The organism is Komagataeibacter sucrofermentans DSM 15973 (assembly GCF_040581405.1).
Classification (GTDB): domain Bacteria; phylum Pseudomonadota; class Alphaproteobacteria; order Acetobacterales; family Acetobacteraceae; genus Komagataeibacter; species Komagataeibacter sucrofermentans.
This window is the reverse complement of the sequence record NZ_CP137157.1, coordinates 2,794,554-2,820,712: the sequence shown is the minus strand read 5'-3', so window position 1 is coordinate 2,820,712 and position 26,159 is coordinate 2,794,554. Positions and strand designations below refer to the sequence as shown.

The 26,159-nt window shown below is 64.7% G+C and carries 21 protein-coding genes; 14 read left to right on the top strand and 7 right to left on the bottom strand.

Annotated elements, in window-relative coordinates:
• The first annotated feature begins 254 nt into the window (after positions 1-254).
• Together acnA and R5N89_RS13300 are read left to right on the top strand one after the other, a co-directional pair.
• Positions 255-2,948, top strand: coding sequence for an aconitate hydratase AcnA (acnA, locus tag R5N89_RS13305; RefSeq protein WP_110569640.1), 2,694 nt, complete (start codon positions 255-257; stop codon positions 2,946-2,948).
• 225 nt (positions 2,949-3,173) lie between these two features.
• Complete coding sequence (locus R5N89_RS13300; protein ID WP_110569639.1) at positions 3,174-4,070, top strand: LysR family transcriptional regulator; 897 nt, start codon at positions 3,174-3,176, stop codon at positions 4,068-4,070.
• A 93-nt stretch (positions 4,071-4,163) separates the two neighbouring features.
• Here the strand turns inward: R5N89_RS13300 and R5N89_RS13295 are convergent, their stop codons facing one another.
• From R5N89_RS13295 to R5N89_RS13285, 3 genes are read right to left on the bottom strand one after another with little or no spacing between them, the layout of a single operon-like run.
• Entirely contained in the window at positions 4,164-5,099 is a 936-nt protein-coding gene (locus tag R5N89_RS13295; RefSeq protein WP_208624702.1) for a hypothetical protein, read from the bottom strand.
• A gap of 42 nt (positions 5,100-5,141) precedes the next feature.
• Positions 5,142-6,413: an AAA family ATPase gene (locus tag R5N89_RS13290; RefSeq protein ID WP_110569638.1), complete on the bottom strand. Its 1,272-nt coding sequence runs from the start codon at positions 6,411-6,413 to the stop codon at positions 5,142-5,144.
• Positions 6,410-7,048 (bottom strand): hypothetical protein, encoded by a 639-nt coding sequence (locus R5N89_RS13285; RefSeq protein ID WP_110569637.1) that lies wholly within the window; start codon positions 7,046-7,048, stop codon positions 6,410-6,412. Before R5N89_RS13285 ends, R5N89_RS13290 begins: the two co-directional genes overlap by 4 nt.
• Before the next feature lie 176 nt (positions 7,049-7,224).
• Between R5N89_RS13285 and rimP the strand changes: the two genes are divergently transcribed.
• The 5 genes from rimP to rbfA are packed head-to-tail and all read left to right on the top strand — an operon-like array spanning position 7,225 to position 13,207.
• Entirely contained in the window at positions 7,225-7,845 is a 621-nt protein-coding gene (rimP, locus tag R5N89_RS13280) for a ribosome maturation factor RimP (protein WP_110569636.1), read from the top strand.
• A gap of 20 nt (positions 7,846-7,865) precedes the next feature.
• A complete protein-coding gene (gene nusA, locus R5N89_RS13275; RefSeq protein WP_110569635.1) occupies positions 7,866-9,404 on the top strand; it encodes a transcription termination factor NusA in 1,539 nt (512 codons plus the stop codon).
• 34 nt (positions 9,405-9,438) lie between these two features.
• Entirely contained in the window at positions 9,439-10,071 is a 633-nt protein-coding gene (locus R5N89_RS13270) for an RNA-binding protein (RefSeq protein WP_110569634.1), read from the top strand.
• Entirely contained in the window at positions 10,068-12,764 is a 2,697-nt protein-coding gene (gene infB, locus R5N89_RS13265) for a translation initiation factor IF-2 (protein ID WP_110569633.1), read from the top strand. Before R5N89_RS13270 ends, infB begins: the two co-directional genes overlap by 4 nt.
• A gap of 23 nt (positions 12,765-12,787) precedes the next feature.
• Positions 12,788-13,207: a 30S ribosome-binding factor RbfA gene (gene rbfA / locus R5N89_RS13260; protein WP_110569632.1), complete on the top strand. Its 420-nt coding sequence runs from the start codon at positions 12,788-12,790 to the stop codon at positions 13,205-13,207.
• A gap of 199 nt (positions 13,208-13,406) precedes the next feature.
• Here rbfA and R5N89_RS13255 read toward each other — a convergent pair whose 3' ends face one another.
• A complete protein-coding gene (locus R5N89_RS13255; protein ID WP_110569631.1) occupies positions 13,407-14,378 on the bottom strand; it encodes an MlaD family protein in 972 nt (323 codons plus the stop codon).
• Positions 14,379-14,632: 254 nt separating this feature from the next.
• Between R5N89_RS13255 and truB the strand changes: the two genes are divergently transcribed.
• From truB to R5N89_RS13235, 4 genes are all read left to right on the top strand, one after another.
• Positions 14,633-15,553, top strand: a complete 921-nt coding sequence (truB, locus tag R5N89_RS13250; protein WP_110569630.1) for a tRNA pseudouridine(55) synthase TruB — start codon at positions 14,633-14,635, stop codon at positions 15,551-15,553.
• 24 nt (positions 15,554-15,577) lie between these two features.
• Positions 15,578-15,847, top strand: a complete 270-nt coding sequence (gene rpsO / locus R5N89_RS13245; protein ID WP_061274462.1) for a 30S ribosomal protein S15 — start codon at positions 15,578-15,580, stop codon at positions 15,845-15,847.
• 304 nt (positions 15,848-16,151) lie between these two features.
• Complete coding sequence (gene pnp / locus R5N89_RS13240; RefSeq protein ID WP_110569629.1) at positions 16,152-18,290, top strand: polyribonucleotide nucleotidyltransferase; 2,139 nt, start codon at positions 16,152-16,154, stop codon at positions 18,288-18,290.
• A gap of 92 nt (positions 18,291-18,382) precedes the next feature.
• Positions 18,383-19,801 carry a nitronate monooxygenase family protein gene (locus R5N89_RS13235; RefSeq protein ID WP_110569669.1) on the top strand — a complete coding sequence of 473 codons (1,419 nt, stop codon included), beginning with the start codon at positions 18,383-18,385 and terminating at the stop codon, positions 19,799-19,801.
• A 139-nt stretch (positions 19,802-19,940) separates the two neighbouring features.
• Here R5N89_RS13235 and rdgB read toward each other — a convergent pair whose 3' ends face one another.
• Both rdgB and rph read right to left on the bottom strand, forming a co-directional pair.
• Positions 19,941-20,555: an RdgB/HAM1 family non-canonical purine NTP pyrophosphatase gene (rdgB, locus tag R5N89_RS13230; protein WP_110569628.1), complete on the bottom strand. Its 615-nt coding sequence runs from the start codon at positions 20,553-20,555 to the stop codon at positions 19,941-19,943.
• On the bottom strand, positions 20,552-21,280 hold the full coding sequence (gene rph / locus R5N89_RS13225) for a ribonuclease PH (protein WP_110569627.1): 729 nt from the start codon (positions 21,278-21,280) through the stop codon (positions 20,552-20,554). The genes rdgB and rph overlap by 4 nt, the downstream gene beginning before the upstream one ends.
• A 127-nt stretch (positions 21,281-21,407) precedes the next feature.
• Here rph and hrcA point away from each other — a divergent pair, with 127 nt between their 5' ends.
• Entirely contained in the window at positions 21,408-22,487 is a 1,080-nt protein-coding gene (gene hrcA / locus R5N89_RS13220) for a heat-inducible transcriptional repressor HrcA (protein WP_110569668.1), read from the top strand.
• Here hrcA and R5N89_RS13215 read toward each other — a convergent pair.
• On the bottom strand, positions 22,451-22,600 hold the full coding sequence (locus R5N89_RS13215) for a hypothetical protein (protein WP_167400889.1): 150 nt from the start codon (positions 22,598-22,600) through the stop codon (positions 22,451-22,453). The two genes, hrcA and R5N89_RS13215, sit on opposite strands and share 37 nt — an antisense overlap.
• Between R5N89_RS13215 and R5N89_RS13210 the strand changes: the two genes are divergently transcribed.
• Both R5N89_RS13210 and R5N89_RS13205 read left to right on the top strand, forming a co-directional pair.
• Complete coding sequence (locus R5N89_RS13210) at positions 22,599-23,486, top strand: aldo/keto reductase (protein WP_110569626.1); 888 nt, start codon at positions 22,599-22,601, stop codon at positions 23,484-23,486. The two genes, R5N89_RS13215 and R5N89_RS13210, sit on opposite strands and share 2 nt — an antisense overlap.
• A 99-nt stretch (positions 23,487-23,585) precedes the next feature.
• Complete coding sequence (locus tag R5N89_RS13205; protein ID WP_110569625.1) at positions 23,586-26,150, top strand: penicillin-binding protein 1A; 2,565 nt, start codon at positions 23,586-23,588, stop codon at positions 26,148-26,150.
• Positions 26,151-26,159: the final 9 nt, after the last annotated feature.

Genomic DNA, 26,159 nt, shown 5'->3' with positions numbered 1-26,159 from the left:
AAGGCAGGAATGACGGAAATCCTCCGGGCAATGGGTCGATGGTGGGGCTCAGGCAAAAAAATGCCTGCTCCCGGTTTCTTGTTACCGGCTCCAGCTTGTGTCGCAACCGCGTCCGGGTATGTTCTACCACCGTTGGGAGATCAAGCAGGTTGTCCCCGACAAGGTCACAAACCCCGCGCCACGAAAAAAGGCAGCGGAGGACATACGATCACACGGGACGATCCGTTGCTGATGCCTCGGAGGAAACAAAGCCAATGAAGACGGTTGGGCACGACTCACTGAAAACGGGCCGCACACTGAACGTGGACGGCAAGACCTACCATTATTTCTCAATCCCGGAAGCGGAAAAGGCCATCGGTTCCGTCAGCCGCCTGCCGGTCAGCCTGAAAGTGCTGCTGGAGAATGTGCTGCGGTTCGAGGACGGACATTCCTACTCCGTAGAAGATGCCAAGGCGATTGCCGACTGGCTGAAGGAAGGGCGCAGCACGAAGGAAGTGCCCTTCAAGCCCGCGCGCATTCTCATGCAGGACTTCACCGGCGTTCCCGCCGTGGTTGACCTTGCCGCCATGCGCGACGGCATTCTCAAGCTCAAGGGCGATCCGCAGAAGGTGAACCCGCTGGTTCCCGTCAACCTCGTCATCGACCACTCGGTCATGGTGGACGTGGCGGGCACGCCCGATGCGCTGCAGGATAACGTGACCATCGAGTTCGAGCGCAATGGCGAGCGTTACGCCTTCCTGCGCTGGGGCCAGGAAGCGTTCGAGAACTTCTCGGTCGTGCCGCCGGGCACGGGCATCTGCCATCAGGTGAACCTGGAATACATCGCCCAGGCGGTGTGGACGGCCAATGTGGGCGGCAAGGACTACGCCTACCCCGACACCCTGTTCGGCACCGACAGCCACACCACCATGGTCAACGGCATGGGCGTGCTGGGCTGGGGCGTTGGCGGCATCGAGGCGGAAGCGGCCATGCTCGGCCAGCCCATCGCCATGCTGATCCCCGATGTGATCGGCTTCAAGATGACCGGCAGGCTGCCCGAGGGTGCGACCGCCACCGACCTGGTGCTGACCGTGACCCAGATGCTGCGCAAGAAGGGCGTGGTGGGCAAGTTCGTCGAGTTCTTTGGCCCCGCCCTTGACCACCTGCCGGTGGCCGACCGCGCGACCATCGCCAACATGGCGCCGGAATATGGCGCGACCTGCGGCTTCTTCCCCGTTGATGACCTGACGCTGGATTACCTGCGCCAGACCGGCCGTGAAGAGCACCGCATCAAGCTGACGGCGGAATACCTCAAGGCGCAGGGCATGTTCCGCCACGCCGAATCCGCCCACCCCGTGTTTACCGACACGCTGGAACTCAACCTCGAGACAATCGTGCCGTCCATCGCAGGCCCCAAGCGCCCGCAGGACCGCGTGGTGCTCAAGGGTGCGGACAAGGCATTCGAGACCGAGCTGACCGGCAGCCTGGGCGTGCCCGCGGCCGACAAGGACAAGAAGGCCAAGGTGGCTGGCACCAATTACGAGATCGGCCACGGCGACGTGGTGATCGCGGCCATCACCTCGTGCACCAACACCTCCAACCCCGCCGTGCTGATCGCGGCAGGGCTTGTGGCGAAGAAGGCGCGCGCGCTGGGCCTGAAGCCCAAGCCGTGGGTCAAGACCTCGCTCGCGCCGGGCTCGCAGGTGGTGACGGATTACCTCAACCGCGCTGGCCTGCAGGACGAGCTGGACGCGATGGGCTTCAACACCGTGGGCTATGGCTGCACGACCTGTATCGGCAACTCCGGCCCGCTGGAAGATCACATCGTCGATGCGATTGAAGGCAACAAGCTGGTGGCGGTTTCGGTGCTGTCGGGCAACCGTAACTTCGAGGGGCGTATCTCGCCCAACGTGCGCGCCAACTACCTGGCCAGCCCGCCCCTGGTCGTGGCCTACTCCCTGCTGGGCACGATGCGCGAGGACATCACCACCACGCCGCTGGGCACCTCCAAGGACGGCAAGCCGGTGTTCCTCAAGGACATCTGGCCCACCAACCACGAGATTGCGGCCCTCATGGGGTCCGCCATCACGCGTGAGGAGTTCATCAACCGCTACAAGCACGTAAGCCAGGGCACGAAGGAATGGCAGGCGCTGAAAGTGGCCACTGGTTCCGAGACCTACAAGTGGGATGCGTCCTCCACCTACGTGCAGGATCCGCCGTACTTCCAGGACATCACGCCCGAGCCCAAGTCGCGTGGCGACATCATCGGCGCGCGCCTGCTGGCGCTGCTCGGTGACAACATCACCACCGACCACATCTCGCCTGCCGGCGCGATCAAGGAAAGCTCGCCCGCGGGCAAGTACCTTGAAGAGCACGGCGTGGCGAAGAAGGACTTCAACTCCTACGGCTCGCGTCGTGGCAATGACCGCGTGATGGTGCGCGGCACGTTTGCCAACATCCGCATCAAGAACGAGATGCTGCCCGGCACCGAAGGGGGTGTTTCCAAGCATTTCCCCGATGGCAAGGAAGGCTCCATCTACGATGTGGCGATGGAATACAAGAAAGAGGGCGTGCCCCTGGTCGTGATCGGCGGCAAGGAATACGGCATGGGCTCCTCGCGCGACTGGGCGGCCAAGGGCACCCTGCTGCTGGGCGTGCGTGCGGTCGTGGCCGAGAGCTTCGAGCGTATCCACCGTTCCAACCTGGTGGGCATGGGCGTGCTGCCGCTCCTGTTCGAGGAAGGCACAACGCGCAAGACGCTGGGCCTGAAGGGCGACGAGACCTTCGAGATCCGTGGTCTGGACAAGATCACGCCCCGCATGACCATGACCATGACCATCACCCGCGCCGATGGCTCCAAGCAGGACGTGCCCCTGCTGTGCCGTGTCGATACGCTTGATGAGGTGGAGTATTTCCGCAATGGCGGCATTCTCCAGACCGTGCTGCGTGGCATGACAAAGGCCGCCTGATAACAGGCAGCGCCGTCCCGGCCTGAGCCGGGCCGGAGGGATAAGGACGGCGGCCCGTATCATGCGGGTCGCCGTTTTTTTATGGCCGCTCATCTATGCGTGAGTGGTATAAGTTACCTCTGCGTTAAACACATATCCGCGGTGCCTTTTCTCTGTATTGTGTATAAATACGATGCCGTTTAAAGCCGGGATAGTGTAATAACATGCCGGATATGATGGGGCCCCATGGATCTGCTTTCTGCTTTGCACAGCTTTGTCCGTGTGGCTGCAACGGGATCATTCTCTGCCGTATCAAGGGAGACGGGGGCAAGCCAGCCTACCATTTCCCGCCATATCGCCCTGCTTGAGGCTCATTACGGCGCAACGCTGTTCGCCCGCACCACCCGCAGCCTGATGATGACGGAAGACGGGCGCAGTCTCCTGCCGCATGCCTATGAAGTGCTGGAAATTCTTGAAACGGCGGAAACCGCGCTGGGCCGCAGGCGGGCCTCGGTGTCCGGGCTGGTGCGGCTGGGCGTGACCACGGCGTTTGGCCTGTACCTGACCAGTCGCCTGAGCAGCCTGCTGGAGGAACATCCCGACCTGTCGGTTGAACTGGTCATGCGCGACGGGTTTGGCGATCTGGTGGAAGAAGGGCTGGACCTTGCCATCCGCATCGGCTCCATCGCCGAGGGTTCGCTGATTGCCCGCCGCCTGGGCTCGGTGCATCGCTGCGTCATTGCTTCAAGCGATTATCTTGCCCGCCGTGGCACCCCCGCCCACCCGCGCGACCTGCTCAATCACCCCTGCATTGCCTATAGCTATGGCGGCACGCGGCATGACTGGCAGTTCACCCGCAAGGGCGAGAGCGAGACCACGGTGGCGGCCAACGGGCCATTTCGCGCCAATAGCAGCGAAGCCGTGCTTCAGGCCGTGCGGGCGGGGCTTGGCATTGGCATGCTGCCGACATTTCAGGTGGAAGAGGATATTGCGGCAGGTCGCCTTGTGCACCTGCTGCCGGAATGGACCATTCCCGAGCTGCCCTTCTATGCCGTGCATACCGGCCCGCGCACCCTGCCGCTGCGCACGCGCACGGTGCTCGATTTCCTGATCGAGATATCGGACGTACTGCGTCAGGGCTGAAAAGAAGCCATTGAGAAGAAACAAAAGTTCCAGGCGCCGCCTTTTTGAAAAAAGGCGGCGTTTTTCTGAAGTTTTTTGGGTTTCAGAACCAGCTTAGTCCAGCGGGTTGCCTTCGCCGGGGCGGGGGGCTGCCGGGTCAACCGAAAGCCGGGCGCGCTGCTCCTCGCTTGAGGCCAGCATGTCGCTGTTGAAGCCATCATGCAGCACCGGTGCCCAGCCTGCCATCCATGCATTCATGCGCCTGACGAAGTCATTGGCGGCGGGTTGCTGCGTCAGCGCCTCCCTGGTCCAGAAACCGGGTGAGCGCAGGGTCTTGGTGTCGTCGAGGTTGACCGGATTGAGATAGATGGCCACCGTCTCGGCATTGAGGCTGTCTTCGGAGGCGGCGGCGCTGTTGATCCACGTGGCCCTGAGCAGGACAGGCGGCAGCGTGATGCCTTCCTGCTGCAGCCGCTCGGCAATGACGTTCATGTGGAGGATGGAGGCCGGATCGACCAGGCGCGTGAGCCAGCATTCCATCACGGGCGGATGGCTGGCCGCGATATGCGCCATGTAGTTGCGGTCATCATGGCATTCCGTGTCCATTGTGGTGTTGGCGGCGGTCAGGATCGACTGTGTCGTGCCGCTGGCCACGATCAGGCCGGTCACGACATGATTCTGCACCCGCACCAGAATGTTTTCCAGCACTTCGCCATGCGGGCCTTCAATCACGTTGATGATCGGGTGCCACACGCCTGCGGGCAGCGGCAGGATGCGCCCGGCAAACGGAATCGCCTTGGTCAGGCGCTCTGTGATGGGCATGATGGTCACGACCCCATCTCCCGGCCCGCCGAACTGGTTGGCGTCGGCAGGCAGGTCCTGCATGCCAAGGCGCTTATGGATGGCCGTGGTGATCTGCCCCATGCGGGGCAGCCACCGCGTAAGATAGGCGGGCGGGAAAATGAACGTCAGCGCCACGAACGGCAGGATCAGGTACAGGCACAGACGCCACAACGGCGCACGATACCAGAGGCGCGAAAAAGCAGACATTCAGCAGGCCACGGGGGCAGGGCGGAACAGCACGGCCATGGCTCAGGAACTGATCCGGGCCTGCTGCGCGTCGCCCTTGTCCGCGATTTCGGCCACGATGCCATCTTCGTTCTGCACTACGCGCACAAGTTTGGCACCCTGCTGGCGGGCGGTGATGAGCGAGTCGCTGATCATGTCCTCGATCGAGCGGGCCAGGTCGCGCGCACTTGCGGCAGGGCCCATGCGGCCCTGGCGGCGCATGACCTCGAACAGCAGGGCGGGGTCGATGCCCCCGGTCTCGACCTTGAGGCCATAACTGTCGATCATCGCCTCGATTTCCAGCGCCGACACGCGGGCGATGTCCAGCCCTTCAAGCGGGCGGAACACGAAAATGCGGTCCAGCCGGTTCAGCACTTCAGGCGCAAAGCCTGCCTGGCGCAGCGCCTCGACCGACTCGGCGCGCATCTTGTCGGGTTCATCCGCCAGCCGGTCCGCGATCTCGGACAGCGCATCGGTGGCGATGTTCGATGTCAGGATGAAGATGCAGCGCACGGTCGAGATCTGCTGCCCCGTCGAGGCCTCGGTCACGTGCCCGTCATTCCAGGCGGTCAGGAATTTCTTGAACACATCGGGGTGCGCTTTCTCGATTTCATCGAGCAGCACTACCGCATCCGGCTTTTCCTTCAGGCCGCCGGTCAGCTTGCCGTAGGTGTCCGAGCCGACATACCCCTTGGGCGAGCCGAAGAGCTGGGTGGCGGCATGGGGCGAGCTCATCTGCGTCATGTCGAAGTTGAGCAGCGGGCGGTCAAGCTGGCGGGCAAGCTGCTTGGCCAGATAGGTCTTGCCCGTGCCCGGCGGCCCGGCAAGCAGGAAGATTCCCACCGGCTTGCCGCGCACCTGCAGGGCCAGGCGGCGGCGCAGCTGGGTCGCCACGTCCTCGCATACCTGGTCCTGGCCGATCACGCGCGCGCGCAGGCTGGCGGCGAGTTCCTCGGCGTCGATCACGGTTTCTTTCTGTTCGCGCGCCAGCATTTCCTCAAGCGCGCTACGATTGGTCAGCCTGGCCAGTACGTCCATCATCCATCCCCGTCTGCGTCGGATTCCCTTGCGGGCGAGTTTCTCGGCCCGGCTATCGAACCACAGCCCGCTCAGCACCAGCAGGGCGCTTACCGCCGCCATGACCGGATAGGCCGGTGCGCACCATTCCATGAAATGCCGTATGCTGGCGAGCGAAAGATGCAACGCCATTGCGGCCTGAAAACTGCCAAGCACCAGGAAAATAACCATGGCGATCGGCACGACCCGTTCCATCAGGATCGGATAAAGCGGCTTCATTGCACCACAACCCCGATGACAAAATTGACCCCGCGCATCAGCACCGGCAGCGGCATGGGCCCCGGCACGAACACCGCCGCGGCGTGCACGCCCATCGGCCCCGGGTCACCCGCGGGCGAGATCGACACATTGCCTGCGATGCGGATGGGCAGGATCACGCTGCGGGGCTGCGGCCCGAGATGCACGGTCTGCACGAGACCAAGGGACTCCACGTTTACGACTGACCCGCCGCCTGCGGTGTCATACATCGGCATGTCGGCCAGTATGATCTCGCGCCGTCGCAACGCCGCCATGATCTCGGCCTGCTCCTGCAGTGTAAAACTTGTCTGGCGCAGCATTTCCGCCGCGCGATCGGGCGAGATCATGGGCATCTGGCCCATCATGTCGGGCCTGCCCTGCACCGGCGCGTTCAGCATGAGGTGATTGCCGCCATTGCCCCGGCCGCCGCCGGCCTCGGCTGCGACGGGGGGCGTCTGGCTGCCGCTGCCACCTTCCTCCGGGGTCAGGAAGCCGCCAGCGCCCAGTCCCCCGCCGGCCACGACGGCCGCAATCAGCCCCACCACGACCAGCTTGCGGCTAGACGAGCGTTCGCTGCGTTCCCGTGTCGGTTCCGGCGCGGAGGGCGTGGGCATCATCCGTACATAATGTGTGCGGGGCGGGGCGAATGGCAAGATGTTAAGAGAGAGGAAATGTAACCCCCGCGCGCCCATATAGTCCTTGCGGTAAGGCATGGCGTGACCTATGTTACCGATTATTCCTTCATTTATGGTTTTTTTCTTTGGGGGGTGGCCGCAGGGCTGCCTTTTTTGCATTGGACGCTGATCTGCCTTTCCTGTCGGGCCTCGATGCCCGCATCGCCGCAATGGTCGCCCCCGCGCTGGCCGACATGGGGTTCGACCTCGTGCGCGTGGCGGTGCTGGGCCGCGAGTCCCCTACCGTGCAGATCATGGCGGACCGTGCCGATGGCACGCTCCTGCTCATTGAGGACTGCGAACAGATCAGCCATGCGGTTGGCGCGATACTGGACGTGGAAGACCCGCTGCCCGGCGCATGGACGCTCGAGGTCTCATCCCCCGGCATCGACCGCCCCCTGACGCGCGCCAAGGACTGGGAGCGGTTTGCAGGCCACCTTGCCCGCGCCGAGATGAACATGCCCATTGAAGGCCGCAAGCGTTTTGCCGGGATCGTGCTCGGCGCGCGCGAGGGCCATGGCCTGATGCGGCTCGATGACGGGAGCGAGGTTTCGCTGCCTTTCGCTGAAATGCGCAAGGCGCGCCTTGTCCTGACCGATGAACTGATCGAGGCGAGCGCCCGGATGATGAAGCCGGCGGCAAGCCCCGAGGAGACTGGCCTGGAGGAAGATCCTTCCCCGGCTGAAGACCGCAAGCCCGCTGGCAAGTCGGGTCGCAAGTCGGCCCGCAAGGCCAATTGAACGATGTTGTGGAGACACTGATGGATACGTCCGTTGCCCGTCCCGAACTGCTGCTGGTGGCCGATGCCGTAGCGCGGGAAAAGTCGATTGACCGCGAGGAAGTGCTCGAAGCGATGGAGCAGGCCATCCAGAAGGCCGGCCGCGCGAAATATGGTCATGAAAAGGATATCCGCGCCACCATCGACCGCCGCACCGGCGATGTGCGCCTGTCGCGCTGGACCGAGGCGGTCGAGGCGGTGGAGAACGAGGAAACCCAGATCCCGCTCTACATCGCGCGCAAGTTCAAGCCCGAGATCCAGCTTGGCGAATACCTGATCGACCCGCTGCCGCCCATCGATTTCGGGCGCATCGCGGCGCAGACGGCCAAGCAGGTCATTGTCCAGCGCGTGCGTGAATATGAGCGCCGCCGCCAGTTCAACGACTTCAAGGACCGCGTGGGCGAGATCGTCAACGGCACCGTCAAGCGCACGGAATATGGCAATCTGCTCGTCGAGATCGGCGATGCGGAGGCCCTGCTGCGCCGTGATGAGCTGATCCCGCGTGAAAGCTTCCGCAACTCCGATCGCGTGCGCGCCTATATCTATGACGTGCGTGACGAGCCGCGTGGCCCGCAGATCTTCCTTTCGCGCACGCATCCGGCGTTCCTCGCCAAGTTGTTCGCGCAGGAAGTGCCCGAGATCTATGATGGCATCATCGAGATCAAGGCCGTGGCGCGTGACCCCGGTTCGCGCGCCAAGATGGCCGTCATCTCGCGTGATGCCTCGATCGACCCCGTGGGCGCCTGCGTGGGCGTGCGTGGCCGCCGCGTGCAGGAAGTGGTCAAGGAACTCCAGGGCGAGAAGATCGATATCATTCCGTGGAGCCCGCAGGCCGCAACCTTCGTAGTCAACGCCCTTGCCCCGGCTGAAGTCAGCAAGGTGGTGATGGATGAGGAAGCGGGTCGCGTCGAGGTTGTCGTGCCCGATGACCAGCTCAGCCTGGCCATTGGCCGCCGCGGCCAGAACGTGCGCCTTGCCAGCCAGCTGACGCGCTGGGACATCGACATCCTGACCGAGGCCGAGGAATCGGAGCGCCGTCAGGAAGAATTCCGTCGCCGCAGCAACCTGTTTGTTGAAGCGCTGGACGTGGATGATGTCATCGCGGGCCTGCTGGTGACCGAGGGCTTCCATTCCATCGAGGAACTGGCTTTTGCCGACCCCGAGGAGCTGGCCAACATCGAAGGCTTTGACGAGGATGTGGCCAGTGAACTGGTCCGCCGCGCCGAAGGCTATCTGGCTGGCCAGGAAGAGGAGCTTGACAACAAGCGCCGCACGCTGGGCGTGAGCGATGATATCGCCGTGCTGGGCGTGTTCACCAACCAGATGCTGGTGACGCTGGGTGAAAAAGGCGTGAAGACGCTTGATGACCTGGCCGACCTGGCCGGTGATGAACTTGTCGAGATCCTGGGCAGCGATGCCATTGACGAGGATGCGGCCAACGAGATCATCATGGCGGCGCGCGCCCACTGGTTCGATGGTGACGAGGCGAAGCCCGTGCAAGAGGAGACGTCCGACGTCTGAGCAAACCGACCTGAACGCGGAAGATCCGGAAGGCATGGAGCCTGAAGAGCGCGGGCCACTGCGCCGTTGCGCCGTGACCCGGCTCCGGCTGCCCAAGGAGGAAATGATCCGTTTTGTCATTTCCCCCGATGGAGTCGTGATCCCTGATCTTTCCGCACGGCTGCCCGGACGGGGAATTTGGTTGAGCGCACGCGCGGATGTGTTAGAAACAGCACGCACACGCGGCGTATTTGCCCGCGCGGCGAGGGGAAGGGTTGTTATTCCCCCTGACCTGACCCATCTTGTGAAGGACGGGTTACTGCGGCGCATGATGGATGTCGCGGGGCTGGCACGGCGGGCCGGGCAGATTGTCTGCGGTTTCGCCAAGGTGCGTGAGTGGGTTGTGGGCGGTCGTGCCGGTCTGGTCATACAGGCGGCCGATGGCAGCCCCGACGAGAGGAAGAGAGTTTTGTCTGGTGCACGGGAACTGCCGGTTGTGGCTGTTCCTACGGCATCGGGTCTGGGTGCGGCATTTGGCCGCGACCATGTTGTTCATGCAGCGATTCTGCATGGTGAACTGGCGCGCCGTTTCCGTATCGAGAGTGAACGTTTTGCGGGTCTGTCCGGCAGGATTGGCCCGAATTCGGCGGATCGTTCCGCCGGACGGTGTGAACAGGCGGGTACATGAGCGAAGGCAACGATCAGGATCAGGGTAAGGGACGCTTGTCTCTGCGGCCGGCGGGCCGCAGGGAGGTCGGACGGACGGTGGATGCCGGTTCCGTGCGACAGAGCTTCAGCCATGGTCGTTCAAAGGTGGTTCAGGTCGAGGTGCGCAAGAAGCGCGGGGCCGGGGCCGCAGGTAACGGATCGGGGCCGGCTGGCGGTCGCGCCGGTGGTCGGGGCGGTCGCGCGCTGACGGCAGCGGAACTGGCGACACGCCAGCGCGTGCTCGATGAGCAGCGTCGCGCCGCAATCCAGCGCGAGAAAGAGGCCCGCGAGCAGGAGAAGATCACGATCCTCTCCGCCGCGGAGGAAGCCCGCCGCGCTGAAGAGGAAAATGCCCGCCGTGCCGAAGAAGAGGCACGCGCCAAGGCAGATGCCGCTGCTGCGGTCGAGGAAGCACGCAAGCAGGAGGCCAGCAACGCGCCGGCCCCCGCAGCGCCCGACTCGATGGATCCCGCAGGGCCGGTTGTCTCGTCCGTGCCCATCCCGGGTGAAGTGACGCTGGCGCCGCCCATGCAGCGCCTGCGCCCGCTGGCCGAGCGCGCGATCATGCCCGCCCAGCCGCTGCGTCCGTCGCGGCCTGCTGGTGGCGGTGGTGCTGCTACCACGGCACGCCCCGCAGGCGGTGCTGGCGAGACGCTGCGCCTGCGCACGGGCCGTGCGGATGGTGGCGAGGAAGAACGTCGCCCCAGCCGTCGCCCCGGTAGCGCCGTGCCGAACCGCCGCCCCTCAGGTGGCGCCAAGAAGAACAACGACAGCCGTCGCGCTGGCCGCATTGACGTGCAGGCCGCGATCGAAGGGGATGACGACAAGACCCGTTCGCTCGCCTCGGTCCGCCGCCAGCGTGAGCGTGAGCGCCGTCAGGCTGAACTCGAACGCCTGCGCTCCGACCAGGTGCGCGTGGTGCGCGATGTTGTCCTGCCCGAGAGCATTACGGTGCAGGAACTCGCCAACCGCATGGCCGCCCGTCAGGGCGAGGTCATCAAGGCGCTGATGAAGATGGGCGTGATGGCCACCGTGACCCAGTCGCTCGACGCGGACACGGCGGAACTGATCGTGCAGGAATTCGGCCATCGCGTGCGCCGTGTTTCCGATAGCGATGTCGAGATCGGCATCGAAGGCATCGAGGACAGCGAAGAAGATCTGCGGCCGCGTCCGCCGGTCGTGACCGTGATGGGTCATGTCGATCACGGCAAGACCTCGCTGCTCGATGCGCTGCGCACCACCGATGTCGCCAATGGCGAAGCAGGCGGCATTACGCAGCATATCGGCGCGTATCAGGTCACGCTGGCCTCGGGTGCCAAGATCACCTTCATCGATACGCCGGGCCATGAGGCGTTTACCGCCATGCGTGCCCGTGGCGCCTCGGTGACCGACGTGGTCATTCTGGTGGTGGCCGCCGATGATGGCGTGATGCCGCAGACGATCGAAGCCATCAAGCACGCCAAGGCTGCTGATGCCCCGATCATCGTGGCCATCAACAAGTGCGACAAGCCGGGTGCGAACCCCGACCGCGTGCGCCAGGAACTGCTGAACCACGAAATCGTAGTGGAAAGCATGGGTGGCGATACGCAGGATGTCGAGGTCTCGGCGCTCAAGCGCACGGGCCTGGACAAGCTTGAGGAAGCGATCCTGCTGCAGGCCGAAATCCTTGACCTCAAGGCCAATCCCGATCGGGTGGCCGAAGGTTCGGTGATCGAAAGCCGCCTTGATCGTGGGCGTGGTCCGGTTGCGACCGTTCTGGTCCAGAAGGGCACGTTGCGCCGCACCGACATCGTGGTGGCCGGGGCCGAATGGGGCCGCGTGCGCGCCATGATCGACGACCGCAACCGCCAGCTTGGCGAGGCGGGTCCGTCCATGCCGGTTGAAATCCTGGGCATTACCGGCGTGCCGGGCGCAGGCGAGCCGTTCGTGGTGGTGGAAAACGAGAATCGCGCCCGCGAAATCTCCGAGTTCCGCCAGCGCGTGATCAAGGAGCGCATGGCCGCTGGCCAGACTGCTGCACGCGGCACGCTTGACCAGATGCTCGCCCGTATTCAGGCAGGCGCGCAGAAGGAAGTCGCGGTTCTGATCAAGGCTGACGTGCAGGGCTCGGCGGAGGCGCTTGAAGCCACCGTGCAGAAGCTTGAGCATGAGGAAGTCAAGATCCGCGTGCTCAACGCTACCGTGGGCCAGATTACGGAAAGCGATGTGCAGCTTGCCAAGGCATCGGGTGCGATCATCATCGCGTTCAATGTCCGCGCTACGGCACAGGCCCGTGAGCTTGCACAGCGTGAAGGCGTGGACATCCGCTACTACTCGATCATCTACCAGGTGGCGGATGACGTGGAGCAGCTGGTGCGTGGCAAAATTGCGCCCAAGCATCGCGAGAAGTTCCTGGGTTATGCCGAAATCCGCAAGGTTTTTGAAATTACCAAGGTGGGCAAGGTTGCCGGCTGTTACGTGACCGAAGGTGTGGTCAAGCGTGGCTGTGGCGTGCGCCTGCTGCGTGACAACGTCGTGATCCATGAAGGTGAACTGAGCCAGCTCAAGCGCTTCAAGGATGACGTCAAGGAAGTGGCGCGCGGTTACGAATGCGGCCTGTCCTTTGCCGGGTATAACGACCTGCGCGAGGGTGACGTGGTCGAGTGTTATGAAATGGAACTCGTCCCGGCATGAGCCGCAATTCATCCAGAAAAGGGATGAGCGAGAGTGGGCCGGCAGGGAAACTTGCCGGCCATTCCGCGTCTGGTCCCTCGCAGCGTCAGCTGCGTGTGGCGGAAGAAGTCCGCCGCGTGCTGGCGGAAATATTTGCCCGCACCGAATTCCGTGACCCGGATCTGGCCGATGTGCGCATTACGGTCACCGAAGTGCGTATCTCGCCCGACCTCAAGCATGCCACGGTTTTCGTGGCACGACTGGGCCGGAGCGATGTGGCGGAACTGCTGCCCGCGCTCAAGCGCGTAACGCCGTTCCTGCGCACCCGCCTGTCGCACGCGCTCAGGCTGCGTGGCGTGCCAGACCTGCACTTCCAGCCTGATACGGCGCTTGATTACGCCATGGAAGTCGACACCATGCTGCGCCAACCTGAAGTGCTGCGCGACCTCTCGGATGAAGACTGAGCGTCTGTTCGAAAACAGGCCGTAGATAAAAAACAAGAAAAGTTTTTGGTGACGCTGTTTTCAAAAAGCTTCAGGAAACGCCGCTTTTTGAAAACAGGCAGTACCCAAAACGTTTATTCCTGAAAAGCCAGTTCATAAAAAAGGCCGGTGGAGCATTGCTCCACCGGCCTTTTTTATATCGTGGCGGGTGAACGCCCGGTCAGTTGCGCCGCCCCATGAGCAGAAGCTGGGGGTTGCGCTCCACGTCGGTTGCAAACCCGCGCAGGGCGGCAGCAGCAGCGGCAAGGTCACGCAGCGACGAATCGATATTGGATCGGTCAGCCGAACTCGGGGCGGTAATGTCATGCAGCCCCGCCAGCGCGCCGCGCGCCTCGGTTACCGTATCGTTGGAGTTGACCAGCAGCGTGTGCAGTTCGCTGCCACGCGCATCAAGCTGGGCGGTGCCGGTATCGGCCAGATGGTCGATGGAGGCCAGCGTGGTGTCGAGGTGCTTGTCGAGGTCGCGAATGGTGTCGGTCGCGGTATCCACGGTCACGCGCGTATGGTCGGATGTGGTGCGCACGCTATCCACCAGCGGCGGCAGGTCCTTGTCGAGCTTGTCGGCCAGGGTGCGGATGCTCACCAGCATGGTATCGGCATTGTTGGCGATGTTCTTGAGCGGCAGGGCCGTCAGGGCATCGGTCAGCTTCTGCATTTCCGATTCGCGGGTCGGGATCTCGATCAGCGGGCTCAGCCCGGGATGCAGGTGGGCAGGGATGCCGGGGTCGAAGGTCAGGTCGATTTCTTCCTGCCCGGTCACGAAGCTCTGCATGTGCAGCTCGGCGCGCAGCCCGTTTTCAATCAGCTTGGGCAGTTCGTTGGCATCGAGTGCGCGGCCATGCGAGCCCGCCATGCGCGCGCCATTGGCCTCAAGCTCCACCGTAACCGGAATATAGGCCTGATGGGTCTGCGGATCGAACTGAACGGCGATGTGCTCCACATGGCCGACCTGCACGCCATCGAACGTGACCGGCGCGCCCACGCCCAGCCCGTTGATCGGGTTGTCAAAAACCACCACGGCGCGGTTGGTGGGCGAAAAGGGATGAAACTGTCCGAACAGCGCTATGGCCGTCACACCAAGCAGGGCTCCACCCAACACAAATGCACCGACCGTGGTCTGCCGTTCAGCCATGGTGTTCAGGTCTCCCTAGACGCGGAATGAAAAATACTGTGGCACACGGTTATCCATGCATCCGTTTTGCTGCAAGATGGCACTCCATGCCCCGCTGGCCAAGCAGCCTGGAGGGATGGCAGGCATGTGCCCGCCTGTCCTTTTAACATGTGTGGCGCAGGCGGCCAGCCCCTGTGGCGGAATGGGGCATTGAAGTGCATGCGTGCCTCGTCTAAACGCACGGCACTCCCCAATTCCATGCAAGGTGCCGTGCAATGCGACGCAAACGTGGCCGCCCGCTTGACGGCTGGCTGATCATCGACAAGCCCCTGGGCATGACCTCCACGCAGGTGGTGGGCCGCGCGCGCTACCTGTTCGATGCCGCCAAGGCGGGCCATGGCGGCACGCTCGACCCGCTGGCCACCGGCCTGCTGCCCATCGCCTTTGGCAAGGCCACCAAGACGGTGCCCTACATCATGGATGGCACCAAGCGCTACCACTTCACCCTGCGCATCGGCGAGGCGCGCGATAGTGATGATGCCGAGGGTGCGGTCACCGCCACATCGGACGTGCGGCCCGACAATGCCGCGTTCGAGGCCGCCCTGGCCGCTTTCCGCGGCGAGATCATGCAGGTGCCGCCGGTGTTCTCGGCGCTCAAGGTGGGGGGGCAGCGCTCCTATGACATGGCGCGCGCGGGCAACGCCCCCGAACTCGCGCCAAGGCCCGCGCGTATCGACCGTTTCGAGCTGATCGCCCGGCCCGATGCCGATACGGCGGTGTTCGAGGTGGAATCGGGCAAGGGCGTGTACATGCGCGCGCTTGCGCGTGACATTGCGCTGGCCTGCGGCACGGTGGGGCATGTGGCGGCGCTGCGGCGGCTGAACGTGGGGCCATTTGATGAATCCCATGCGATTCCGCTGGACAAAATTGTCGCAAGCGCCGACAACGCGCCTGCCCCACCGGATCTGCTTCTTCCGGTCGCGACCGCGCTGGCCGACATCCCGGCGCTGGCCCTGACCCGTGAGGAAGCGGATGCCCTGTCATTTGGCCAGGTGATTGACCTGGAGCAGCTGGCAGGCCGGATGCCCGCGCACACCGACCCCCGTAGCGGGGTCGTGCGTGCGATGGACGGGGCGCGCGTGGTCGGGCTGTGCCGCCCTGAAGGCGGCGTGCTGCGATCAGTGCGCATGCTGTGAACCGAATGATCAATGGAGAGAATGATGTCGATTACTGCCGAACGCCGCACGGCGCTTATTGGTGAATACCGCAACGCTGCAACCGATACCGGCTCGCCGGAAGTGCAGGTTGCCCTGCTGACCGAGCGGATCGTGAACCTGACCGACCACCTCAAGACCCACGCGAAGGATTTCCATTCCCGCCGTGGCCTGCTGATGCTGGTTGGCCGCCGCCGCCGCCTGCTTGACTACGTCAAGCGCAAGGACGTGGCCCGTTACGAAACGCTGATCAAGCGCCTCGGCCTGCGTCGCTGATTTGCGACCATGCGGGAGGGCAGGCATAATGCCCGCCTCCCGCGTGGCCCATGCGGGCATGGCGCATGCGCAGGCATGGCCATGCCCCGCGGGGCCGCATTTTTTCAGGCGCCCCTGACGGGCGCCGCCAACACGCTGCCGACGCCACGGCGGAGATGTCCGGACCGGATCGCAGCGTTTCAGGCCACATGGTGTTCTGGCGGTATGTGCCGCCATCGCTCCATGCCGTCCGAGGCGCTGCCATCATACGTTCCAATGTCCGGCCCGCCTGCATTGCGGCAGTCAACGGACAGGGTTTGTCTGGATGTTCAATTATTTTCGCAAGGAAATGGAATGGGGCGGTCGCCCGCTGGTTCTGGAAACGGGCAAGGTCGCCCGCCAGGCCGATGGCGCGGTGGTCGTAACCTATGGCGACACGGTGGTGCTGTGCACGGCCGTTGGCGCCAAAAGCGTCAAGCCGGGGCAGGACTTCTTCCCGCTTACGGTCAACTACCAGGAAAAAGCCTACGCGGCGGGCAAGATCCCCGGTGGCTTCTTCAAGCGTGAAGGCCGCCCGAGCGAGGCCGAGGTGCTGAACTCGCGCCTGATCGACCGCCCGCTGCGCCCGCTCTTCCCCGAGAACTTCCGCAATGAAGTTCAGGTCGTGGCCACCGTGCTCAGCCACGACATGGAAAACGATCCCGCCGTCGTGGCGCTGATCGGCTGCTCGGCAGCACTCACGCTGTCAGGCATTCCGTTCTTTGGCCCGGTGGGTGCGGCCCGCGTGGGCTACGCCAACGGCGAATACGTGCTCAACCCGACCATCTCGCAGCTCAAGGACAGCGCGCTTGACCTGGTCGTGGCCGGCACCGCCGAAGGCGTGCTGATGGTCGAGTCCGAGGCGGTCGAGCTGTCCGAGGACGTGATGCTCGGCGCCGTGACGTTTGGCCACGAAGCCTTCCAGCCGGTGATCGACCTGATCATCGACCTCGCCGAAGATGCCGCCAAGGCCCCGTGGGACCTGGCCGAGCCGACGGCAGAGGAAATCAAGCTGCGCAAGAAGGTGGACAAGGCCGGTCGCGCCCTGATCGCCGAGGCCTACAAGGAACGCGCCAAGCAGGTGCGTTACAAGAAGGTCGCCGCCGCCCGTGAGGCGATCCTTGCCAAGATCGGCGAGGCCGAGGCCGATGCCGCCAAGCCGATGATCAAGGATCTTGAGGCCGACGTGGTGCGCACCGAGGTGCTCGACACCGGCTACCGCATTGATGGCCGCGACCTCGAGACGATCCGCCCGATCGTGTCCGAAGTCGGCATCCTGCCGCGCGCGCATGGCTCCGCCCTGTTCACCCGTGGCGAGACGCAGGCCCTTGTGGTCGCGACCCTTGGCACCGGCCAGGACGAGCAGATCGTGGACGCGCTGGAAGGCGAGTACCGCAACAACTTCATGCTGCACTACAACTTCCCCCCGTTCTCGGTGGGTGAGTGCGGGCGCATGGGCTCGCCGGGCCGTCGTGAAATCGGCCATGGCAAGCTGGCATGGCGCGCCATCCACCCGCTGCTGCCGGGCAAGGACACCTTCCCGTACACCATGCGCGTTGTGTCCGAGATCACGGAAAGCAACGGCTCGTCCTCCATGGCGACCGTGTGCGGCACGTCGCTGGCGCTGATGGATGCGGGCGTGCCGCTCAAGCGTCCGGTGGCCGGTATCGCCATGGGCCTCATCAAGGAAGACGAGGACTTCGCGGTTCTGTCCGACATCCTTGGCGATGAAGATCACCTTGGCGACATGGACTTCAAGGTCGCGGGCACCGAGCAGGGCGTGACCGCGTTGCAGATGGACATCAAGATCACGTCCATCACCCCCGAGATCATGAAGATCGCGCTGGGTCAGGCCCGCAATGGCCGCATGCACATCCTGGGCGAGATGGCCAAGGCGCTGACCGAGGGCCGCACGGATGTCTCCTCCTCCGCGCCGAAGATCACCACGATCTCCGTGCCGAAGGAAAAGATCCGTGATGTGATCGGCCAGGGCGGTAAAGTCATTCGTGAGATCGTTGAATATTCGGGTGCGAAGATCGATATCAACGATGACGGCACGATCATGATCGCCGCGTCCTCCGACGATCAGGCCGAGAAGGCCATCGAGCGGATCCGTGGCATCGTGGCTGAACCCGAAGTGGGCCACATCTACAACGGCAAGGTGGTCAAGACCGCCGATTTCGGGGCGTTCGTCAACTTCCTCGGCCCGCGTGATGGTCTGGTGCACATCTCCGAGCTGGCACAGGGCCGGGTCTCCAAGACGACGGACGTGGTCAAGCAGGGCGATGAAGTGAAGGTGAAGGTTCTGGGCTTTGATGACCGCGGCAAGGTGAAGCTGTCCATGCGCGTGGTTGATCAGGAGACCGGTGCCGACATTGCCGAGACCGTGGGCGCCAAGCCCGGCCGTGCTCCCGCCGCACGCTAAGCGCGCGGTTCCGGCCTACAGACAGCCCGGCCATGAGGGTGCGCCTGCATGGCGCCCCCGTGGCCGGGTAGACACATGACGATGGAATGGTGATGAAGCCGATCAATGCGATCCGTATGGGCGGGACGGATATTCTGCCCCTGGTCGAGGGGGGGAAGGGCGTCTCGATCTCGACCGGCGTTTCCGCCGGGCACTGGGCGGCAGCCGGGGGGGCGGGCACGGTCTCGATCGTGAACGCCGATTCCTATGATGCGGACGGCAACATCGTGCCGCAGATCTATCACGGCAAGACCCGGCGCGAGCGCCATGAGGAACTGGTTGATTACGCCATTCGCGGCGGCATCGCCCAGGCCCGCATCGCGCATGAGATCGCCGGTGGCAAGGGCCGTATCCACGCCAATATCCTGTGGGAAATGGGCGGGGCGGAACAGGTCATCAATGGCGTGCTCGAAGGGGCTCCGGGCCTGATCCAGGGCCTGACCTGTGGCGCGGGCATGCCGTACCGCCTGTCAGACATCGCGGCGAAATTCGGCATCCATTACTACCCCATCGTCTCGTCCGCGCGCGCGTTCAACGCCCTGTGGCGGCGGTCGTATCACAAGACCGCCGAGCTGCTGGGCGCGGTCGTGTATGAAGACCCCTGGCGGGCGGGCGGGCATAATGGCCTGTCCAATACCGAGAACCCGCTGGCGCCGGAAGATCCGTTCCCCCGCGTGCTGGCGCTGCGCAAGCAGATGCGCGCCTTCGGGCTGGACGACACCCCCATCATCATGGCCGGTGGCGTGTGGTGGCTGGAGGAATGGCAGGACTGGATCGACAACCCCGAACTCGGGCCGATCGTGTTCCAGTTCGGCACCCGCCCGCTGCTCACGCAGGAGAGCCCGATTCCGCAGGCATGGAAAGATCGCCTGCTGACGCTGAAGAAGGGGGATGTGTTCCTCAACCGCTTCTCGCCCACGGGTTTCTATTCTTCCGCCGTCAACAACAGCTTCCTGCGCGAGTTGCGCGGGCGCTCGGAGCGGCAGATCCCGTTCTCGCCCGAAGCCCTTGGCGAGCACACCATGGCGCTCGCCATTGGCGCGCGCGGGCGGCAGGTTTTTGTTACCCCCGCTGATGGGCAGCGCGCCCATCTGTGGATGGAAGAAGGCCACACCGAGGCCATGCGCACGCCGGACAACACGCTGGTGTTCGTCTCGCCCGGGCGCGCGCGTGAAATCCTGGCCGATCAGGGGGCCTGCATGGGCTGCCTGTCGGAGTGCCGCTTTTCCAACTGGTCGCAGAAGCCGCCTGCCTATTCCAACGGGCACAAGGCGGACCCGCGTTCCTACTGCATCCAGAAAACCCTTCAGGATGCAGCTCACGCCCACGGGCCTGACCAGGCTGAGGTGATCGACCACAACCTCATGTTCGGTGGCACCAATGCGTGGCGGTTCGCGACCGACCCGTTCTATGCCAACGGCTTTGTGCCGACCGTGGCGCAACTGCTCGAGCGGATCATGACCGGGCGCTGAGCCTGATCGGATCACGACAAAAAGGCCGGTGCCCGCGAGGGACCGGCCTTTTTCAATAAAGAAGTTTTTGGTGAAGCTTTTTTCAAAAAGCTTCGAAAAGAATGCTGCCTTTCTGAAAAAAGGCAGCACCTAAAAACTTTTATCCTTCTGTCTTTGGCAGGCATGCCTCGCTGAACAGTGCGAAGGCCAGGCCGCGGTGGCTGATGGCGTTCTTTTCGGCATCACTCATGTCGGCAAAGCTGCGCGTGCCGGTGCCGGGGGCAAAAAGCGGATCGTAGCCATGGCCGTTGGTGCCATGTGGCGGCCAGATGACGTGGCCATCAATCCGGCCCTCGAAGGTTTCGGTGCGGCCATCGGGCCAGGCCAGGCACAGCACGGAAATGAACCATGCGCTGCGATCAGGGTTGTCGCCCATCTGTTCATGGATGCGGCGCATGGCGTCGGGGTAGTCCTTGGTGGGGCCAGCCCAGCGGGCCGAGAAAATGCCGGGCGCGCCATCAAGGGCCGCGACACAGAAGCCCGAATCATCGGCCAGTGCGGGCAGGTTGGCCGCCTTGGCCGCAGCGACAGCCTTGATGGCGGCATTGCCCGCGAAGCTGTCCGCCGTCTCGTCAGGCTCAGGCAGCGACAGGTCGCCTGCGGAGATGACGCGGATGCCATACCCCCCCAGCAGGGCGGCGAATTCGGCAATCTTGCCCTTGTTATGCGTGGCCAGCACCAGCGTGTCGCCACGGTTGAGGTGAGGGATGGTCATGATGCGAGCGCCTCGTTCACGGTTACGGTCTGGATATGGAACAGTTCGGCGGTGCCGGTGCGGGCAAGGCGCATGAGCGTGTTGAACTGCGCCTCGGTAAAAGGATCTTTTTCCGCCGTGCCCTGAATTTCCACAATGCCGCCATCAGCGGTCAGCACGAAGTTTGCGTCGGCGCTGGCATTGCTGTCCTCGGCATAGTCAAGGTCGAGCACGGCGCCTGTCTCGGTCAGCCCGCAGGATATGGCCGCGACCTGCCCCTTGAGCGGCACGGCAGGCAGCGTGCCCTCACGCACCAGTTTTTCCAGCGCCAGGCGCAGCGCGATCCATGCGCCGGTAATGGCCGCACAGCGTGTGCCCCCATCGGCGTTCAGCACGTCGCAATCCACCGTGATCGAGATCTCGCCCAGGGCCTTGAGGTCCACCACGGCGCGCAGCGCGCGGGCGATCAGACGCTGGATTTCGAGCGTACGGCCGCTCTGCTTGCCGCGCGCCGCCTCGCGCGGGCCACGGTTATGGGTGGCGCGGGGCAGCATGCCGTATTCCGCCGTGACCCAGCCCTGCCCCTTGCCGCGCAGGAAGGAGGGCACGCGCGGCTCGACGCTGGCCGCGCACAGCACCTCGGTGCCGCCCATGCGGATCAGGGCGGAGCCTTCCGCATGGCGGGCAAAGCCGGTCTGGATGAAGACGGGACGCAGCGCGTCGGGGGCGCGGCCGGATGGGCGCATGGGGCAACTCCGCAAGGTGAGGGGGCGGCATAGCGCGCAATCCGCCCCTATTTCCAGTCCCGCGTGGGCAGGGACGGGTGGGATCTGTTATAATGGGGGCTGGCGGATGATGACGTGCAAAGGAGGCATGGCGATGGAAACCCGATCACCGGTATCGCAGCCGGCCCTTCTGTCCGGGCTTGATGCGCGTTCCGCCGCGATCCTGCGCGAGATCGTGGAACAGTATGTGGAAACGGGCGAGCCGATGGGCTCGCGCACCCTGTCGCAGCGCCTGCCGCTTTCGCTCTCGCCTGCCACGATTCGCAACGTCATGGCCGACCTGACCGATGCGGGGCTGCTGTTCTCGCCCCATGCCTCGGCGGGCCGCCTGCCTACCGAGAAGGGGGTGCGGCTGTTTGTCGATGGCCTGCTGCAGTTTGGCAGCCTGAGCGAGGAGGAGCGCGAAAGCATTGCGGGCACGCTCGATGTGAAGGGCCGCTCACTGGAGGACATGCTGGCGCAGGCATCCTCCATGCTCTCGGGCCTGTCCTCGGCGGCGGGGCTGGTCATGGCGCCCAAGAGCGATTCGAGCACCATCAAGCATATCGAATTCGTGGCCCTTGGCCCGGGGCGCGCGCTGGTCATTCTGGTCAGCGCGGACGGGCAGGTGGAAAACCGCGTGATCGAAACACCGCCCGGCCTGCCGCCCTCGGCGCTGGTCGAGGCAGGCAATTACCTCAACGCCCACCTGTCAGGCCAGACGCTCGATCGCCTGCGGGAGACGGTCAGCACCGACATGACCGCCAACCGCAACGAACTCGACCACCTCACGGCGGGCGTGGTGGCCAGTGGCCTTGCCACATGGAGCGATGCCGAGGAACGCGGCGGCACGCTCTTCATCCGCGGGCAGGGCCGCCTGCTGGCCGATGTGACCGAGATCGAGCGCCTGACCACCATCCAGATGCTGTTCGAGCGGCTGGAAACACAGGAGACCATGCTGCGCCTGCTCGACCTTGCGCGTGAATCAGAAGGGGTGCGCATCTTCATCGGGGCCGAAAGCGGGCTGTTCGGCATGGCGGGCATGTCGGTCGTGGTGGCCCCCGCGCGCACCGACAGCAACCGCATCGTGGGCGCGATTGGCGTGATCGGGCCGACCCGCATCAATTACGGCCGCATCATTCCTGTAGTGGACTACACCGCGCGCGTGATCGGCCGCCTGCTGGGCTGAGCTGCCGCATGGGCATGCAACCGTGCCCGCAGGGCGCCCTTATGGTGGGCAGGCAGCAACCGCACGCCCGCCATACTGGCGCGGGCGTGCCCATCAAGCAGGGAGAAAGCCATGTTCACGCCTGATGCACGCCAGTCCGGGTCTTGCATGATCGGGGGCGATATCGAGGTTACACGGCTCGGCTTTGGGGCCATGCGCATTACCGGGCCGGGCATATGGGGGGAGCCTGCCGATCGCGCCAAGGCCCTTGCCACGCTGAAGCGCCTGCCCGAGCTGGGCATCAATCTTGTCGATACCGCCGATGCCTATGGCCCCGAGGTGAGCGAGAACCTGATCCGCGAGGCGCTGCACCCCTATGAGGGCATGCTCATTGCCACCAAGGGCGGCCATACGCGCCACGGGCCGGATATATGGAAGCCGGTGGGCAACCCCGATTACCTGCGCCAGTGCGTGCTGATGAGCATGCGCAGGCTCGGTGTCGCGCGCATCGACCTGTGGCAGTTGCACCGCGTGGGGGCGGACTGCACGCCCGAACAGCAGTTCGAGGCCATCGCCGCCATGCGCGCGCAGGGGCTGATCCGTCATGTTGGCCTGTCGGAAGTGACGGTGGAAATGATCGAGCGCGCGCGGCTGTATTTCCCGGTCGCGACGGTGCAGAACCGCTTCAACCTCGTCAACCGCTATTCGGAGGACGTGCTCGATTACTGCACGCGCGAGAATATCGGCTTCATCCCGTGGGCACCGCTTGCGGCGGGCGGGCTGACCAAGGGCGATACCGTGCTCACGCGCCTTGCGGGCGAGAAAGGCGTGCAGCCCGGCCAGATCGCGCTGGCGTGGCTGTTGCGCCGCTCACCGGTCATGCTGCCCATTCCCGGCACGTCCAGTCCCGGGCATGTGGCCGATAACGCCGCTGCCGCCGCGATCGAACTGAGCGATGAGGAATTCCGCCAGCTTGATAACGATGGCCGGGCCGAATGGGCCAGCCGCAACGCGGGCTGAACGGACCGGGGCGGATCGGGGGCGACGGCAGCGCGGGACAATGCTAGACAGGGGCCTTACGACACAGAACAGCCCCTTTCTCTCCTTATTGGACACCGGATGACGCTTGCTGACGGATCAGGCCGCGATGGCCGGATGGATGGACCCTCCCGCCCCGGTGGGGGTGGCCCGCGCCGCCCGCGCTACCGCATGGTGCGCTGGCTGGCGGGCACCACGCTGGCGGTGCTGCTGCTGGGTGGTGGCGGCGCAGGCATTGTGGGCTGGTACGAATATGAGCGCCTGAGCGAGGGCCTGCCCACGGTCGATGGCCTGCGCACCTACCAGCCCCCCGTCATGAGCCGCCTGTATTCCGGTGATGACCAGGTGATGGCCGAGCTTGCCGCCGAGCGGCGCATCTTCGTGCCCTACAGCGCCATACCCGAGCGCGTGCGCAGCGCCTTCCTGGCTGCCGAGGACCAGAAATTCTTCAGCCATGGCGGCGTCGACCCGCTGGCCATCCTGCGTGCCGGCATCACCGACATGATGATGCACGGCACCAAGCACCGCCCCATCGGGGCCTCGACCATCACGCAGCAGGTCGCGCGCATCATGCTGCTGGGGTCGAATGCGGTGTCGATCGACCGCAAGATCAAGGAAGCGCTGCTGGCCATGCGCCTTGAGCAGACGCTGAGCAAGGAGCAGATCCTCGAGATCTACCTCAACGAGATCTATCTGGGCGAGGGCGCGTACGGCATCGGTGCCGCCGCCCAGACCTATTTCAACAAGCCGCTCGACCAGCTTGACAATGCCGAGGCCGCCTTCCTCGGCGCGCTGCCCAAATCGCCCACCAACTACAACCCGCACCGTTACGTGCAGGCGGCGACCAACCGGCGCAACTGGGTGCTCGACCGCATGGCCGACCTCAAGGTGATTACGCCCGAGGAGGCGCGCGCGGCCCAGCTTGAACCCCTCGTGCCCGCCAACTTCACCCGCCCCGGCCCCGTGCCCGGCTCGGAATGGTTTGCCGAGGAAGTGCGCCGCGAACTGATCGAGCGCTACGGCATCGGCACCACCATGGAGGGCGGGCTTTCGGTCCATACCTCGCTGGATTCGCACCTGCAGCAGGTGGCCACCGGCGCCTTGCGCGAGGGGCTGCTGCGCTATGACCGCGCCCATGGCGGCTGGCGGGGCGCGTTCGCGCATGTCGGGGCGGCGGACGTGGCGGGCGACTGGGCCAATGCGCTGGCGCACGTGACACCGCCCGCCGCCATGCTGGAGCAGTGGCGGATGGCCGTGGTGCTGTCGGCCGCCACGGGCCGGGTCGGCTGGCTTGAGGGGCGCGATCCCGTCATGCCCCATACCGGCACGGTGCTGGCGCGTGACATGACGTGGATGCGCACCGGCAAGGGCGTGCAGGCCGGCGACGTCGTGCTGATCGAGCCGCAGGCCGATGGCAGCGGCGTTGCCATCCGCCAGGTGCCGCGCGTGGAAGGGGCGCTTGCCACCATCGATGTGCGCACCGGGCGCGTGCTGGCCATGGTGGGGGGCTGGTCGTTCCGCGAATCGCAGTTCAACCGCGCCATTCAGGCGGCGCGCCAGCCGGGGTCCTCGTTCAAGCCGTTCGTCTATCTGGCGGCGATGGAGCAGGGGATCTCGCCTTCGCAGAAATTCGATGATTCCCCGGTCAGCTACGGCGAGTGGCACCCCAACAATTACGAGAAGGATTTCTGGGGCCCCACGACCCTGCATGATGCGCTGCGCGAATCGCGCAATCTCGTCACCATCCGCCTTGCCGCCCAGATCGGCATGAAGCCGGTGGCCAGCCTCGCGCAGGGGCTTGGCCTCGTGCGTTCCATGCCGCTGGTGCTGCCCGCGGCCCTCGGCGCGGTCGAGACCACCGTCATGAAGGAGGCTGGCGCTTACGCCACCATCGCCAATGGCGGCAGGCTGGTAACACCTTCCCTGATCGATGACATCAAGGACCGCAACGGCAACGTGGTGTGGCGGCCCGAAGGGGTTGCGTGGCAGCCCGGCAGCACGCCAGCCGATGGCCCGCAGGTGGCCGATACGCGCCCGCAGGTCGTCTCCGCCACCAGCGCGGCCCAGATCGTGGCCATGATGCAGGATGTGGTGCGCCGGGGCACGGGCGTGCGCGCGGGCGCGGGCATCGACCGGCCCATCGCGGGCAAGACCGGCACCAGCCAGGACTTCAATGATGCGTGGTTCGCGGGCTTCTCGCCCGATCTGGTCACGGTGGTGTGGATCGGGTTCGACACGCCGCAGTCGCTGGGCAAGAACGAGACCGGCGGCGTGATTGCAGGCCCGATCTGGAATCAGGTGATGAAGGCGGCCCTCGCCACCCGCCCGCGCCTTGACTTCCGCGTGCCTGATGGTGTGCAGCTTGCACGCTATGATACCGGCATGGGAGTCGCAATCGATGCATTCAAGCCCGGCCAGGTGCCCGGTGAGAGCGTGGATCTTGGCGCAGGTTCCGGCATGGCCCTGACGGCGGCGGATACGGGGGCCGAGAACATGCCCGATTCCGAGAACGACATGGCCACGATGCCCGCCAGCCCCACCGCCCTGCCTGATGGCACGACATCGGCAGGCCACCCTGCGGCGCCTGCGGCAGCACCCGCCACGCAGCCTTCCGGGGGTGACATTGGCATGGGCGGGCTGTATTGACGCCGTTTA

Coding starts and splice junctions, on each gene's coding strand:
- acnA (WP_110569640.1), top strand. CDS start 255: ATGAAGACGGTTGGGCACGACTCACTGAAAACGGGCCGCACACTGAAC.
- R5N89_RS13300 (WP_110569639.1), top strand. CDS start 3,174: ATGGATCTGCTTTCTGCTTTGCACAGCTTTGTCCGTGTGGCTGCAACG.
- R5N89_RS13295 (WP_208624702.1), bottom strand. CDS start 5,099: ATGTCTGCTTTTTCGCGCCTCTGGTATCGTGCGCCGTTGTGGCGTCTG.
- R5N89_RS13290 (WP_110569638.1), bottom strand. CDS start 6,413: ATGAAGCCGCTTTATCCGATCCTGATGGAACGGGTCGTGCCGATCGCC.
- R5N89_RS13285 (WP_110569637.1), bottom strand. CDS start 7,048: ATGATGCCCACGCCCTCCGCGCCGGAACCGACACGGGAACGCAGCGAA.
- nusA (WP_110569635.1), top strand. CDS start 7,866: ATGGATACGTCCGTTGCCCGTCCCGAACTGCTGCTGGTGGCCGATGCC.
- R5N89_RS13270 (WP_110569634.1), top strand. CDS start 9,439: ATGGAGCCTGAAGAGCGCGGGCCACTGCGCCGTTGCGCCGTGACCCGG.
- infB (WP_110569633.1), top strand. CDS start 10,068: ATGAGCGAAGGCAACGATCAGGATCAGGGTAAGGGACGCTTGTCTCTG.
- rbfA (WP_110569632.1), top strand. CDS start 12,788: ATGAGCGAGAGTGGGCCGGCAGGGAAACTTGCCGGCCATTCCGCGTCT.
- R5N89_RS13255 (WP_110569631.1), bottom strand. CDS start 14,378: ATGGCTGAACGGCAGACCACGGTCGGTGCATTTGTGTTGGGTGGAGCC.
- truB (WP_110569630.1), top strand. CDS start 14,633: ATGCGACGCAAACGTGGCCGCCCGCTTGACGGCTGGCTGATCATCGAC.
- rpsO (WP_061274462.1), top strand. CDS start 15,578: ATGTCGATTACTGCCGAACGCCGCACGGCGCTTATTGGTGAATACCGC.
- pnp (WP_110569629.1), top strand. CDS start 16,152: ATGTTCAATTATTTTCGCAAGGAAATGGAATGGGGCGGTCGCCCGCTG.
- R5N89_RS13235 (WP_110569669.1), top strand. CDS start 18,383: ATGAAGCCGATCAATGCGATCCGTATGGGCGGGACGGATATTCTGCCC.
- rdgB (WP_110569628.1), bottom strand. CDS start 20,555: ATGACCATCCCTCACCTCAACCGTGGCGACACGCTGGTGCTGGCCACG.
- rph (WP_110569627.1), bottom strand. CDS start 21,280: ATGCGCCCATCCGGCCGCGCCCCCGACGCGCTGCGTCCCGTCTTCATC.
- hrcA (WP_110569668.1), top strand. CDS start 21,408: ATGGCGATGGAAACCCGATCACCGGTATCGCAGCCGGCCCTTCTGTCC.
- R5N89_RS13210 (WP_110569626.1), top strand. CDS start 22,599: ATGTTCACGCCTGATGCACGCCAGTCCGGGTCTTGCATGATCGGGGGC.
- R5N89_RS13215 (WP_167400889.1), bottom strand. CDS start 22,600: ATGGCTTTCTCCCTGCTTGATGGGCACGCCCGCGCCAGTATGGCGGGC.
- R5N89_RS13205 (WP_110569625.1), top strand. CDS start 23,586: ATGACGCTTGCTGACGGATCAGGCCGCGATGGCCGGATGGATGGACCC.